General features: G+C 68.7%; 12 protein-coding genes and 1 pseudogene. 2 read left to right on the top strand and 11 right to left on the bottom strand.

The window, feature by feature from the left end:
* The first annotated feature begins 24 nt into the window (after positions 1–24).
* Complete coding sequence (locus tag Q8S38_RS11985; protein WP_305680660.1) at positions 25–369, top strand: RidA family protein; 345 nt, start codon at positions 25–27, stop codon at positions 367–369.
* Here Q8S38_RS11985 and Q8S38_RS11980 read toward each other — a convergent pair.
* From Q8S38_RS11980 to Q8S38_RS11965, 4 genes are read right to left on the bottom strand one after another with little or no spacing between them, the layout of a single operon-like run.
* On the bottom strand, positions 313–1,638 hold the full coding sequence (locus tag Q8S38_RS11980; protein WP_305680659.1) for an aminotransferase class III-fold pyridoxal phosphate-dependent enzyme: 1,326 nt from the start codon (positions 1,636–1,638) through the stop codon (positions 313–315). The two genes, Q8S38_RS11985 and Q8S38_RS11980, sit on opposite strands and share 57 nt — an antisense overlap.
* Positions 1,635–3,776: an ABC transporter permease gene (locus tag Q8S38_RS11975; protein ID WP_305680658.1), complete on the bottom strand. Its 2,142-nt coding sequence runs from the start codon at positions 3,774–3,776 to the stop codon at positions 1,635–1,637. Before Q8S38_RS11975 ends, Q8S38_RS11980 begins: the two co-directional genes overlap by 4 nt.
* A complete protein-coding gene (locus tag Q8S38_RS11970; RefSeq protein WP_305680657.1) occupies positions 3,773–4,912 on the bottom strand; it encodes an ABC transporter ATP-binding protein in 1,140 nt (379 codons plus the stop codon). Before Q8S38_RS11970 ends, Q8S38_RS11975 begins: the two co-directional genes overlap by 4 nt.
* On the bottom strand, positions 4,909–5,871 hold the full coding sequence (locus Q8S38_RS11965) for an extracellular solute-binding protein (protein ID WP_305680656.1): 963 nt from the start codon (positions 5,869–5,871) through the stop codon (positions 4,909–4,911). Before Q8S38_RS11965 ends, Q8S38_RS11970 begins: the two co-directional genes overlap by 4 nt.
* 110 nt (positions 5,872–5,981) lie before the next feature.
* On the opposite strand from Q8S38_RS11965, the gene Q8S38_RS11960 reads away from it, so the two are divergent.
* Positions 5,982–6,848, top strand: a complete 867-nt coding sequence (locus tag Q8S38_RS11960; protein WP_305680655.1) for a LysR substrate-binding domain-containing protein — start codon at positions 5,982–5,984, stop codon at positions 6,846–6,848.
* Between the two features lie 102 nt (positions 6,849–6,950).
* Here the strand turns inward: Q8S38_RS11960 and Q8S38_RS11955 are convergent, their stop codons facing one another.
* The 7 genes and pseudogenes from Q8S38_RS11955 to Q8S38_RS11925 form a co-directional block, all read right to left on the bottom strand.
* Positions 6,951–8,306 carry a dihydroorotase gene (locus Q8S38_RS11955; protein WP_305680654.1) on the bottom strand — a complete coding sequence of 452 codons (1,356 nt, stop codon included), beginning with the start codon at positions 8,304–8,306 and terminating at the stop codon, positions 6,951–6,953.
* Entirely contained in the window at positions 8,303–9,751 is a 1,449-nt protein-coding gene (locus Q8S38_RS11950) for an amidohydrolase family protein (RefSeq protein ID WP_305680653.1), read from the bottom strand. Before Q8S38_RS11950 ends, Q8S38_RS11955 begins: the two co-directional genes overlap by 4 nt.
* Positions 9,748–10,740 carry an ornithine cyclodeaminase family protein gene (locus Q8S38_RS11945; RefSeq protein WP_305680652.1) on the bottom strand — a complete coding sequence of 331 codons (993 nt, stop codon included), beginning with the start codon at positions 10,738–10,740 and terminating at the stop codon, positions 9,748–9,750. Before Q8S38_RS11945 ends, Q8S38_RS11950 begins: the two co-directional genes overlap by 4 nt.
* Positions 10,741–10,835: 95 nt before the next feature.
* Positions 10,836–11,879 carry an ABC transporter substrate-binding protein gene (locus Q8S38_RS11940; RefSeq protein ID WP_305680651.1) on the bottom strand — a complete coding sequence of 348 codons (1,044 nt, stop codon included), beginning with the start codon at positions 11,877–11,879 and terminating at the stop codon, positions 10,836–10,838.
* A gap of 32 nt (positions 11,880–11,911) precedes the next feature.
* Positions 11,912–12,694, bottom strand: coding sequence for an ABC transporter permease (locus Q8S38_RS11935; RefSeq protein ID WP_305680650.1), 783 nt, complete (start codon positions 12,692–12,694; stop codon positions 11,912–11,914).
* 196 nt (positions 12,695–12,890) lie between these two features.
* Positions 12,891–13,754 (bottom strand): ABC transporter ATP-binding protein, encoded by an 864-nt coding sequence (locus tag Q8S38_RS11930; RefSeq protein WP_305680949.1) that lies wholly within the window; start codon positions 13,752–13,754, stop codon positions 12,891–12,893.
* 2 nt (positions 13,755–13,756) lie between these two features.
* Positions 13,757–13,972 (bottom strand): annotated as a pseudogene (locus Q8S38_RS11925) (hypothetical protein); the annotation flags it as partial.

The raw sequence follows: 13,972 nt of genomic DNA, 5'->3' as shown, positions 1-13,972 counted from the left end.
CCGCTTTTCCCCGAGGAGACCCCCATGATCACGCGCCATGAAATCACCGGACGGCTGAGCAAGGTCCTCGTCGCCAACGGCTTCGCCTTTCTCTCGGGCCTGACCGCCAAGGACCGCAGCGGCGGGGTCAAGGAGCAGACGGCGGACATCCTCGCGCAGATCGACGGCTATCTGGCGCTCGCCGGAACCGACAAGACCCGCATCGTCGTCGCCAATATCTGGCTCAAGGACATTTCGACCTTCGCCGAGATGAACGCAGCCTGGGAAGCCTGGGTGGACCGGACGCAGCCGCCGGCCCGCGCGACCGTCGAGTCACGCCTGGCCGCCGATGACATCCTCGTCGAGATCCAGGTTCAGGCGCTGGCGTGAACCATTTTGTATCGCTGCACTCCCCGGGGCTGTGAGCTCGGAAGCGGCCATCATCGCCTCCTGAAGGCGGTCGAGAGCCCAATCGAGTTCAGCGTCCGTGATGGTCAACGGCGGCGAGAATCCAAAGCTCGATGGATCCTTGGCCGTCGCTGACAGCCCGTGCTCGCGCAGAAGGTGGACGACGGTGGCAATCGGCAGGCGGGCCGCGTTCACGCGCTCGGGATCGAGACCGATGGCGAGCAGCAGGCCCTTGCCGCGGATGTGATCGACGAGGGGATTGTCCTTGCGCATCACAGCCACGCGCGAATGAAGCTCGCGTTCCAGCCCTGCAGCGCGTGCGATTAGTCCGTCCCGCTCGATGATTTCGATCGTGGTCAGCGCCGCCCGCGTCGTCATCGGGTTCTTCTCATGGGTGTAGTGGCCGAGCGAAAGCTCGGGCGCCAGGTTGAGGCGCGCATCGGCGATCACCGCTGCGATCGGCAGGATGCCGCCGCCGAGCGCCTTGCCGAGCACGACGGCGTCGGGCGTCGCGCCGACATGCTCGAAGGCGAAGAAGCGGCCGGTCTTGCCGAGGCCCGACGGGATTTCGTCGAAGATCAGCAGGACGCCATGGGCGTCGCAAAGCTGCCGGATCTGGGGCCAGAGCCAGGGCGGCGGCACATGGCAGTTCGAGCGGATCGGCTCGGCGATCAGCGCACCGATCCGGGAGGACGCCTCCAGGGCCCGCCGGACATCCGCGACCATCCGCAGGGCGCCGTCATCTTGATGCCAGTAGGGCGTGACATGGTGCCGTCCAGGCAGGAACGGGCCCAGCCTCGCGTCCGGCGCGGCGCGCGACAGGCCAAAGGCGCCAAAGCCATGCCCGTGATAGGAGCCCTCGATCGAGATCGTCTCGTGCTTGCCGGTTGCGACGCGGGCGAGCTTGAGGGCGATCTCGATCGCATCCGAGCCGCCCGTGGCGAACAGGGCGCGGGCCGGCGGCCCCGGCCATTTCGACAGGAGTGTCTCCGCCAGCGCCACCGCCGGCTCGTTGGTGAAGCGCCGGGGCGAGAACGGCAGCGTGTCGAGCTGGTCCTTGAGCGCGGCGATCAGTTCGGGGTGCGCATGGCCGATATGATGGGCGGTGTTGCCGTGCAGGTCGAGCAGCCGGCGACCATCTTCGTCCTCCAGCCAGACGCCATCGACTCCGTGCAGGGCGGAGACGCAGGGGCTGGAGCCATCCTGATGGAAGAAGGCAGCGGCATCGCGCGCGACGAGGTCTCCGCTCATCGCGCCAGGCCTTCCATGGCCGGCCGCAAGCTCGCATCCGGCGCGACGGCAGCAGGCTTCGAAGCCGCCCGCTCGCGGCGACGCTCAGGCTGGCGCTCGATCAGCCAGACCAGCGACATGGCCGCGAGCGCGAGTGCCAGCAGCGCGACGCTCTTGGCGCCGGCCTGCCCGAAATCGCCGGAGACCGCGTGGTTGAAGATCGCCACCGAGGCCAGCTTGTGATGGCCCGAGATCAGGAAGATCACCGACGAGAAGGTGGTCAACGCGTCGATGAAGACATAGAGCGTGCCGAGCAGCAGCGCCGGCCGCAGCATCGGCAGGGTGACGCGCCAGAAGCGCGAGACCAGTCCCGCGCCGAGGCTTTCCGCCGCCTCGTCGACGGCGGGATCGAGCCGCTGCAGGGCCGCGCGCGCCGCCAGGAAGCCGACGAACAGGTTCGAGAACAGCACATTGATGACGAGGATCGCCGAGGTCCCGGTCAGGGACAGGCTCTTGAAGCCCAGCGGCGCGTTGAAGGCGATGATGTAGCCGACGCCGAAGATGATGCCGGGCAGGATCGCCGGGATCAGAGCGAGGCTGGCGATCACGCTGCGGCCGGGCGGGCGCAGCCTTTCGACGACATAGGCGATGACGATGCCGAGAAGCCCACCGAGCGGCGCCGCCATCGCCGCAATCCTGAAACTGTCCCAGACCAGCCCGAGCCCGCGCTCGGAACTGCCATAGCCCGAGCCCGACAGCCCGGTATCGACGCCCGCGCCCGAGAAATGTCCGAGCGTGAGGCGCCAGTCGACGCCCCAGATGCGGGTGACCGCGCCAAGCGCCATCGTCACATAGATCGTCGCGATCAAGAGACCGACGGCGCCGGCCGCGATCGTCAGCGACAACCGCCAGGCGGCGGGCATCGCCAGTTCGGAACGGCCCCCGGCGTCGCTCACGGCGTAGCTCTTGCGCCGGCCGAACCATTCGAGCCCGGCATAGAGCAGGAGCGGCGGCACCAGCAGCCAGACGCAGAGCGCGGCCGCCAGAGGCGTGTTCCGATAGGCCAGGATCTGGTCGTAGACCACGCCGGCCAGCACCGGCATGTCGCCGCCGAGCAGGGCCGGATTGCCGAAATCGGTCAGGCTCAGGATGAAGACGAGAACGGCGGCGCGCTTGATCGCCGGCCAGGCCAAAGGCAGCGTCACCTGCGTGAAGATGCGGCGATGGCCCGCGCCGAGATTGGCGGCCGCCTCGTCGAGCCGGCCATTGGGCTTGCGCAGGACATTGTCGAACACGATCAGAGCCGCAGGCAGGCACGAGACGCTCTGCGCCAGCACGACTCCGAAGAACCCGTAGAGATTGGTCTCGTCCGCGTCGATCAGGCCCAGCGTCTGGTCGAGCAGGGAGAAGGTCACGAGCCCGCGCCGGCCGAACAGCATCAGCGTCGCGGTCGCGACCAGGACCGGCGGCGCGACCAGCGGGAGCAGCAGGAGCGAGCGCGTCGCGTTCGGCCAGGGAATGGCGCCGGCATTAATGCCATAAGCCAGCATCAGCGCGAGCGAGACGGTCGCCAGCACCGTCAGGCTGGCCAGCATCAGGCTGTTCAGCGCCGCCTGCCGCAGATAGCGCTCCTGCATCACCGCCAGGTAGTGGTCGACGCCGATCCGGCTCTCGCTGCCGCTGCGCAGCCGGTCGAACCCGGCGGGGCCGATGGCGTCGCGCACCTTGAAGGCGAGCGCGATGCGCTTGTGCAGCATGATGTGAGCCGTCGGATAGGCTGCGGCGACGGCCGCGCGTGTGTCGCCGCCCACGGCCTTCAGGACCGCCTCCATGTCGCGCGCCTGCTGCGAATAGGGCGCCTGCCGGTCCCAGGCGACGGGCTCGCCGACGAGGGCGAAGGCGGCGGCCGTGGCCTCGACATGCTCCTTTTCGGTCGCGGCGGCGACCCAGCGGCGAACCGAGGATTCGCGCTCCTCCTCGGGAAGCAGCGCCAGCGCCTCCGTCGTCACCGCCTGGAGGCGCGGCAGCGGCATCGGCCCCCTGACGACGAGGCTCTCGACTAGGACGGAACCGATCGGATAGGCGATGAAGATGCCGAGCAGCGCCGCCACGATGATCGTGACGACGAAGCCGGGCAGCGTTAGTGGCTGCGACCTCACGCGGCGGCTCGCGCCGGTGCCGGCACGGAGATCGCGCCCGCGCCCGCAAGCGGAACGGCATGGCGGGAATCGGGCAGGATCGCGACGGTGCGGCCGACGGGCAGCCTCGCCTCCGGCGCGAGCGAGGGCAGGTCGACGATGATCGTATCGCCCGAGCCCACCCGCAGATGGTGGCGCATGATGGCGCCCATGAAGGTCGAAGCGACGATCGTCCCGCCGATCCCGCGCGTCCCCCCGGCCTCGATCGCCAGATGCTCGGGCCGGTAGAGCACGGTGACGACCCTGCCGATCTCGGGCGGCGCCGGCCAGTCGACCGGCCAGAGCGCGCCGCCGCTGTCGACGCCGCCGGCCACGACGCGGCCTTCGATCAGGTTCGACGACCCGACGAACTGCGCCACGAACCGCGAGGCCGGGCGGTGATAGATCTCCGACGGCGTGCCGATCTGCTCGATCCGGCCCGCACGCATCACCGCGACCCGGTCCGACAGCGCCATCGCCTCGTCCTGGTCATGCGTGACGTAGAGCGTGGTCAGGCCGAGCCGGTGCACGAGGTCGCGCAGTTCCTGCCGCAGCTTGCCGCGGATGCGGGCGTCGAGCGCCGACATCGGCTCGTCCAGCAGAAGCGCCTCGGGCTCGCTGGCGAGGGCGCGGGCCAGCGCGACGCGCTGCTGCTGACCACCCGACAGTTCTCCCGGATAGCGCTGGAGCAGATGGCCGAGCTCGACCATCGCCGCCAGTTCGCCGACGCGCGCGCGGGTCTCGCCACGCGATCTCCCGTTCAGCGACAGCGCGAAGCCGATATTCTCCGCCACGGTCTTGGTCGGGAACAGCGCATAGGACTGGAAAACGAAGCCGAGCCGGCGCTTGGCCGGGCCGAGATCCGTGATGTCCTGCCCGGAGCGGCGGACCCGGCCGGCATCCGGCCTCGCAAAGCCGGCGATGATCCGCAGCAGCGTGGTCTTGCCGCAGCCGGAATCGCCGAGCAGCGTGACGAACTCGCCGCGCCGCAGGGACAGTGACACACCATCGACGGCGACGGCGTCGCCATAGGCCTTGCTGACCGCCTCGACGGCGAGATGGGGCGGCCCGCCTTCCGCGAGCGGCCCCATCGCCACCGTGTTGGTCGCATCCGTCACTGCTTCAGGATCCGGCTGGCGAAGGCCTTGCGGAACTCGGGCACATCGACGGGGCGGCGCATTTTCCAGAGCGTGATCTGGCTGAGATCGACCAGGCCGTGGCCGGGAACCGCCGTCGCACCAACGACCTTGCCGAGCACCTTGGCCGCGTCGTCGCTCGCCATGAAATCGAGGAAGATCTTGCCTTCCTTCGGGTTCGGTCCGCCCGCAACGAGCCCGCCGCCCTCGGTGATGTTGGGCGTGATGCGCCCGAACACGATCTCGACCGGCCGGCCGGCGGATTTGAGCTTGTAGCAGGTCGTGTCGAAGGACAGGCCGATGGCGATCTCGCCGACCGAGGCGAGTTCCGCCCCGCCCGAGCCGCCATCGGCGTACTGATAGACGTTCTCGTTGAGGTTCTCGACGAAGGGCCAGCCGAAGGCATCGACGAAGGTGGTCAGGATGGCGCCGCCGGTACCGGACTTCAAAGGCGAGGGCAGCGAGATCTCCTTGGCGTAGACCGGTTTGATCAGGTCTTCCCAGGTGGTGGGCATCGGCAGCTTCTTCTGCGCCAGCCGGTCCTTGTTGACGACCATGCACATCGTCGTGGCGAAATGCTTGGTGTAGAAGCCGTCGGGCTCGCGGAAATCGGCGGCGATTTTGGAGGCCTTGGGCGCATAGGGCTCGAACACGCCGGCCTGTTTCAGCTGCTCCAGTGCATCGTTGTTGACGAGATAGACGACGTCGGCCTGCGGATTGCCCTTCTCCGCGATGGCGCGCTCGGTGATGGGCCCGGTGGAGCCGGACACGAATTTGACGTCGATTCCCGGGTGCTTGGCCTTGAACGCCGCGACGAGGGCGGAGTTGACGCTGTCGGAGGCGTTGTAGATGACGACTTCGGCCGCCTGGACCAGGCTCCCTGACAGCGTCATCGCAAGGGCGGCGGCAAGACCGATGAAACCGGATGTCGAATTGGCCATGACGTGCTCCAGACGCATGCGGATGCCGGCTTGGGCCGACGGTCATATAAGTTATGCTTAAGTCTGTGACGGTCATGTGAAGTCAGGCTTATTCAAAAACAGGACATGCCGTGAATTTCGCCCAGCTCCGCGCCTTCCACGCCATCGCCACCCATGGCGGCTTCTCGGCCGCCGCCCAGGCGCTCGGCGTCAGCCAGCCTGCCATCACGCAGCATGTGAAGGCGCTGGAGCAGGCGTTTGGCGCACGCCTCTTCCTGCGCACCGGCACCGGCGTCGAACTGACCCGCGACGGCCGTGACCTGCTGCCCAAGGTCCGGGAGGCCATCCTGACGCTCGACGATCTCGGCGCGCGGATGGAGAGCGGACGGGCGCTGCGCTCGGGCCATCTGGCGCTGGGTCTCTGTGCGCCCTTCATCGCGATGCCGATCCTGCAGCGCTTCTCAGCGCTTCATCCGGGCCTGCGCCTCGACGTCCGCTTCGACAATTCCAGCCGCCTGCTGGGCCTGCTCTCCGACCATCGCATCGATGTCGTGATCGTGACGCTGACGGCTCCCGCAGATGGCTTCATCTGCGAAAAGTTGGTCGACCAGCACATCGAGATCCTGGTTCCGGCCGGCCATCGCTGGTGGGACAGCGCGAGCGTGAACCCGGCCGAACTGGGCGGCGAGCGCTTCGTTCTCAGGGAGGAGGGGTCGATGACGCGCCACCTCTTCGAGCGCGGGATGGCCGCACGCGGCGTTGAAATCACGCCGGCGCTGGTGCTCGGCAGCCGAGAGGCGGTCAAGGAGGCGGTCGCTGCCGGCCTTGGCCTCGGGGTCGTGCTGAGCCGCGAGCGCGGCAGCGATCCGCGCCTGCGCGGCGTGCCGGTCGATGAGGCGGCGATGGCGGCGGGGGAGTATCTCGTCACGCTCCCGGATCTGCGGCCGAGGGGGGCGGTGGCGGCGTTCTTCGAGGTGTCGCGACAGGCCTTCGCCTGAACGCCCTCTGTCCGCGTCGCGGGAACCAGGCCTCTTTCCCAGCCTCTCGCAGGGGCGCCCCTTCGACCATGATGTCGGTGAGGGGGCGGCGGTCCGTCCTCGTCAGCGCAACCGCAGATGTTGGCCGCTGCCGGGAGGGGCGGTGACCTGCCCGTCCTGCGCCACGCAGGTGCCGCGCACAAAGGTCATCGCGGCGCGGCCTTGGGTTTCGCGCCCCTCGAAGGGCGTGACCTTGCCCTTGGACTGGAAGGTCGCGCCGCGGATCGGCGCGCGATGGTCGAGATCGAGCAGGACGAGATCGGCATCGGCGCCGACCAGCAGGGCGCCCTTGCGCGGCCAGAGCCCGAAGGCGCGCGCCGGGGCCTCGCAGGCCAGTTTGACGTAGTGCTTCAGCGTCAGTCGCCCGGCGGCGACCTCGGTCAGCATCAGGCGCATCGAGGTCTCGACGCCCGGGAAGCCCGGCGAGGTCTCCCAGATCGAGGCGCGGTGCTTTTCCTCAACCGGATGCGGGGCATGGTCGGTCGAGATCATGTCGATCGTGCCGTCGAGAACGGCAGCCCAGAGCGCGTCGGCATGGCCCGCTTCGCGCACCGGCGGCTTGACCCGCAGCGCGTTGCCGCCGGCACGCTCGGCGTCGTCCATGCTCAGCAACAGATAGTGCGGGCAGGTCTCGGCGGTGATGGCGACGCCGTGCCGCTTGGCCGCCGCGATCACCGGCAAGGCGTGGCGGCAGTTCTCATGGGCGATGTGGACCTTGCAGCCCGTCCATTCCGCAAACAAGGCGATCCGCTGCACCGCCTCGACGGTGGCGATGTCGGCATGCTGGGCGAGATGGGCGGCGAGGTCGTCGCGACCGGCGGCCTTCATCTGCGCCCCGCGCCAGGTCAGGATCGGCGTGTTCTCGGCATGGACGGTGCAGCGCAGGCCGGTCTGCCGGATCAGCGCCAGCGCATCGAGCACGGCGCCGTCGTTCGGGCAGGGGACGAGCGGATTGTCGCTGCCGAGGAAGAGCTTGAAGGCGCTGGCGCCGGCATCGGCCATCGACTGCAGATCGGCGAGATTGGTTTCGCCGACATAGCCGTAGACGCCGAAATCGACATGAGCCTGCGGGGCGGCGATGGCGATCTTCTCCCGCACCGCGGCGGCATTTGCCGTCGGCGGGTCGGTATTGGGCATATCGAAGATCGTGGTGACGCCGCCCACCGCCGCCGCGGCGGTGGCCGTCGCCCAGGTCTCCTTGTGCGAGAAGCCGGGCTCGCGGACATGGGTGTGGACATCGAGCGCGCCCGGGATGAGCGGCCGCCCGCCGGCGTCGATGACCCGCCGCGCAGCCGGCATCGCCTCGCTGCGACCGATCGCGACGATGCGGCCGCCCGCGACCGCGACCGCGCCGGGGCGGCTCGCGTCGGGGGTGACAAGCAGCGCGTCGCGGATGACGAGATCGACGATCGTGCTCATCGGACGGCCCTCGCAATGGCATCGGCGGCGGCAAACAGGTCGGCGTTGCGCAGGCGCAGGGTTGCCTCCATGCCCTCGATCTCGGCGAGCGCGGCCTCGGCGTCGAAGGTCGTGATCCTGCCATCCTCGAGCACGACGCGGCCATCGACAATCGCAGTCGTCACGGCGGCGCCGGTCTCGGCGAAGACGAGCTGCGAGGCGGCGTCGTTGAGCGGGCGCCACCAGGGCGCGTCGAGCCGGTAGAGCACGATGTCGGCGAGCTGGCCCGGCGCGATCTCGCCCAGCTGCCCCGCCAGCCTGATCGCGCGAGCACCCTCCAGCGTCGCCATGCGCAAGGCATCGCGCGCGCTGACCCATTGGCGCCGATCGGGCAGGTCGGACCGGTGCAGCAGCGCGGCGGCGCGCATCGCCTCCTGCATGACGAGGTTGTCGTTGGCGCCGGAGCCGTCGGTGCCCAGCGCGATCGGCACGCCCGCCGCCAGCATCTCCGGCGTCCGCATCCGCCCCGTGCCGATGCGGGCATTGCTTTCGGGATTGTGGACGGCGATGGCCTGGCGCTGCGCCATCAGGGCGATGTCGGCCTCGTCGAGCCAGATCGCATGGGCGCAGGACCAGCGGTCGGAGAGGATTCCGAGGCGTTCGAGATGGGCCACCGTGCTCTCGCCATAGCGCTCCCGCGCGATCCGCGCCTGGGCCTTCGTCTCCAGCAGATGGGTGTGGATGGGCAGGTCGTGGCGCTGCGCCAGCTCGGCGCAGAAGAGCAGCGCCTCGTCGCTGCAGCGGTCCGGGTTGGAGGGGGCGGGGCAGAGCCCGATGCGGCCCGAGCGGCCGTGCCAGCGGGTGATGAGGTCAGGCATCTGCTCGCGCAGCTCGGCCAGCGGATGCGGCGCCAGCAGCCCGGAACCGCTGACCAGCGCCGTGACCGAGGCCGGCACCTCGATGCCGGCGGGGATGATGTCGGAAAAGACCCCATCGAAGAAGCGCATGGCCAGCGTCGTGCGCAGGCCGGTCTCCTCCCAGGCTGCGAGCACGGCGTCCATGTCGGCGGTGCTGAAGCGCTGTCCGGGGAAATGGTCGATCAGCGCGGTCGTGCCGGTCGTCAGCATCTGTGCCGCCGACAGCAGCACCGCCAGCCGGATCTCCTGCGGCGTGCGGCGTGAGGTATGGGCCTGCGTCAGCCACATGAAGGCCGGGTGGCTCAGCCCGTCGGCGAAGCCCGACATCGTCGACGACTGCGAATGCATATGCGCGTTGATCAGGCCGGGCGCCGCGAGCAGGCCGCGCCCGTCGATCTCGCGGTCGATCGATCCCGGCGATTGCGGCGGCACTTCGCCGACCGCGACGATGGTGTTGCCGCGGATCAGGATGTCGCCGATCGGCGTCGTCGCCGCCTGCGCGCCGGCCAGAATGCGCGCGCCGCGGATCAGGATCGTCGCTTCGGTCATGGCGCCCCCTGCAGGTCGACCGGCGTGCCCAGGCCGCAGGCCAGCGCCTTCGTCACCAGGGCCTCCGCCAGCAGCACGTCCTGCAGCGGCAGGCCCATCGACTTGAAGACCGTCAGGTCGGCGCCGGGGCTGAACGGCAGCGCGCCGCCCGGCAGCGCGCCGATCTCGGCGCGGATGCGGGCGGGGTCGAGCGCGCCGGAGGCCTTTGACTGGACGAGATCGCCCGCCTTCGCGAAGGCGTCCGCGCGGGCGTCGAGATAGATGTCGGCCCGCCGGATCAACTCGTCATCGGCCTCGCGCGCGCCCGGGCGGTTGGCGCCGCCGAGCACGATGCAGGCGCCCGGTCGGGCGGCCTTGCCGGGGAAGACGGGTTCCTCGGAGGTCGTGACGGTGACGACGATCTCGCTTGCGGCGACCGCTTCAGCCGGCGTCGCGGTGGTGATCAGCTCGACATCGGCCATAGCGGGTTCGCCGGCCAGGTTCGCTGCGAGGGCCGCCAGCCGCTGCGGCGAACGACCGACCAGATACAGGCGCTTCAGCGAGGGCCGCGCGATCTTGAGATAGAGCGCCGCGAGGGGAGCGCTGCGGCCGGCGCCGAAGATCGCGGCCGTCGTGGCGTCGGGGGCGGCGAGCCGGTCGAGGCCGGCGGCGAAGCCCGCCGCGGTGCGGTGCTCGTTGAACAGCCCGGCGGAGATCAGCGCGCGCGGTTCTGCACGCTGCCAGTCCCAGAGGGTGAGCAGGCTCGCCCAGCGGCGTGGCGCATCGGGCGTCTCGGGCTGGGCGTGGACATTGCTCTTGATCGACAGGCTGTCGGGCCCGGCGCTGCCGGTCAGCAGCAGGCAGCCCCGACGCGGCTCTTCGGCCCGCAGATCGCCGCGCAGGGCGAGAGCGCTGCCCGCGGCCGTCAGCCTGAAGGCCTCCACGGCCAGGGCCACGGCCTCGGTTGGGCGGATCAGGGCCCGGATGTCGGCCTCGCTCAGCACGATCATGTCGGGCCCGTCCGTTCGCGATGCTGCCGGGGAAAGGGCCGGGCGCCCGGTGGCGCGCCCGGCGAGGCTCCGCAAAGGGAGCTTGGCGGCGATGCTCAGCTCTTGGGCGCGGGCATCTTGCGCTCGGCCAGCGGCGGCAGGAAGGAGCGGTTGAACACGTCCTCGACCTTCGGCGTGCTCTTGAGCTCGAAGGCCTCGCCGATCTGCGCGATCGCCTTGGTCATCCGCGCATCGGAGACGTCACCGGCGCCGAGCTTTTCGGTTTCGGGTGTCAGCATATGCGCCTTGTAGGTGAAGGCGATGCGCTGGGCCTCGATCTCGGCATTTACCGTCGGCTCGACGCGGTTCATCACCTTGCCGCCCTCGGCCGGGTTGGCGGCGAGTTCGAGCATCGCCTTGTTGATGGCCCGGACCAGGCCGGCGACGGCCTTCGGGTTCTCCTTGATCAGCTTCTGCGAGACCATCACGCCGTTCGAGTAGGACTCGATGCCGTGGTCGGAATACATGATGAATTTGTAGTCCTTCTCAGGGTTCTGCTTCATCCCGATCAGGTTCATGTAGGAGGTCACGGTGAAGACGAAGCCGCCATCGACCTGGCCCTGCACCATCATCATCTCCTGGACGGAAGGCGTGATGTTGACGACCTCGACCTTGCTGGCGTCGATGCCGTTGAGCTTGGCGAAGATCGGGAACAGCCGGTGCGTCGCCGAGCCCGCCGGCGAGGTCAGCTTGCGGCCTTCGAGGTCCTTCAGCGTCTTGATCGGGCCATCGACCTTGTGAATGATCGCAAAGGGCGCCTTGTTATAGATCATGTAGACCATCACCGGCTGCTCACCCGGCTTGTTCACGGACTGCTGGATGATCGCGTTCATGTCGCCGAAGCCGGCGTCATAGGCGCCGCCCATGATGCGGGTCACGGTCGCAGCCGAGCCGTCGCCCTGGTCGATCGTGACGTCGAGCCCTTCGGCGGCGAAATAGCCCTTCTCCTTGGCATGGAAATACCAGGAGTGGACGCCCTGGTATTTCCAGTCGAGCGTGAAGCGGATCTTGGTCGGTGCCTGGGCCTGGGCGGGCAAGGCGAAGCCCAGGCTCGCGGTCATCACGGCGGCGAGTGTGGCTTTCAGGAAATGGCGACGCATGGCGGGCTCCTTCGGGCTGCGGGTGGGGGAGGTCAGGCGGAGGCGAGATCGGTCTTGCGATGGGCCCAGCCGGTGACGCGCCGTTCGATCAGCGAGAACAGCACGTAGAGCGAGACACCCAGGCCCGCGAGGACGAACAGACCGGCGAAGACGAGCGGCACGTTGAAGCTCGACGAGGCGATCATCATCATGTTGCCGATGCCGCGGTTGGAGGCGACCGTCTCCGCCACCACCGAGCCGACGAAGGCGAGCGTGATCGCGACCTTCAGCGCCGCGAAGAAATACGGCATGGCGCGCGGCAGGCTGACATTCCAGAGGATGTCCGTCTTCGACGCCTTCAACGTCTTCATCACGTCTTCCAGCTCGGGCTCGACGGTGGCGATGCCGGTCGCGACGTTCACCACGATCGGGAAGATGCAGATGATCATCGCGGTCAGGATCGCCGGGACCGTGCCGGCGCCGTACCAGAGCACGAAGATCGGCACGACCGCGACCTTGGGGATCGACGAGAAGCCGACGAGCAGAGGGTAGGCCGTGTCGTAGGCGAGCTTGGAAGAGCCGATCAGGATGCCCAGCAAAAGGCCGATGACGACACCGATGCTGAAGCCCACGATCGTGGTGTAGAGCGTCTGCCAGGTGTGCGGCCAGATCGCCGGCCAGTACTGGATCAGCGCCGCGATGATCTGCGTCGGGCGCGGCAGCAGGATGTCGGAGATGCCCGCCATCAGGCAGAACAGCTCCCAGAACAGGAAGACGCCGATGATGAGCGCCGTCGAGGCGCCCTTCTCGCGGATGATCTCGCCGAGACGTTCCATCAGAGGTTTCCCCTTATGCGTATCCCAACGAAGCATCTGCCAAGCGCCGTCATCCTGGGCGGATCGAAGCCGAGACCCGGGATCCATTCCTGAACCTCAATCGGCAAGGCTCCGGAATGGATCCCGGATCGACGCGGCTTCGCCGCTTGTCCGGGATGACGAGGAGGGTGTGACGAGCGCTGCATCTGGACGATCCTCACGCCGCGCCGGGCGCGTGGTTGACGATGCCGGTGCCGCCCCGCGCGCCGACGATCATCGCCCGCAGGCGCTGGTTCAGCGCCACGAAATCCGGTTCGAAGGTCATGTCGATGGTGCGTGGCCGCGCCAGCGCGACAGGTGAATCGTCGAGGATGCGGCCGGGCCTCGCGCTCATCACGCAGATGCGGTCGGCGAGATAGGCGGCCTCCTTGAGGTCGTGCGTGACCAAAAGCACGGTGAGCTTCTTGGAGAGCCAGAGGTCCTGCATGATCGCCCAGAGCTCCTCGCGGGTGAACTGGTCGAGCGCGCCGAAGGGCTCGTCCAGCAGCAGGAGGTCGGGATCGTGGATCAAGGCGCGGCAGAGATTGGCGCGCTGCATCATGCCGCCGGAGAGCTGCCAGGGATATTTGTCGCCGAAGCCGCCCAGCCCGACCTGCGCCAGCAGCGCCTCGACCCGGTCGCGGTACTCGGTCTTGCGCTTGGACCGGTAGCCCTGCCGGAAGGGCGGCACGATCTTGAGCGGCAGCATGACGTTGTCGCGGATGTTGAGCCAGGGCAGCAGTGTCGGGTTCTGGTAGGCCATGCCGATGCGGATCGGCGTCGCGCCGATTTCGCGGCCGGAGACGAAGACGTGGCCCGTCGAGGGGGCCAGCAATTCGCCGACCATCTTCAGGATCGTCGACTTGCCGCAGCCCGAGGGGCCGACCAACGCAACGAATTCCCCCTCGGCGATCTTCAGCGAGGTCGGCGCAAGCGCCTGGATCGCCTTGGGCCCGCGGCCATAGGTGATCGAGGCTTGCTCGAACTCGATGAAGGTCGAGGCCGGCCCGGTTTCGACCGGCCGGATGTCGGTGATGCCCATGTTCACGATGCCGCTCCCTTGGCGCTGCCGGCCGGCCCTTGCAAACAGGCGGCCAGCGTCTGGTCGGCGTTGCGGATGGTGGGTGTCGGCATGGCCTGGATGGCGGTGACCTGCCGGCCCCAGCCGCTCGTCTCGGGCACGAGCTGGCGGTCGCGCTGGACGAAGCGGCCGCGCACCAGCGTGTGGACGGGGATGCCGGTGACGGAGACGCCCTCGAA

It is taken from the genome of Allobosea sp. (assembly GCF_030695125.1).
Lineage (GTDB): Bacteria > Pseudomonadota > Alphaproteobacteria > Rhizobiales > Beijerinckiaceae > Allobosea.
The sequence above is the reverse complement of the archived record's forward strand: the minus strand, read 5'-3'. Positions and strand labels throughout refer to the sequence as shown.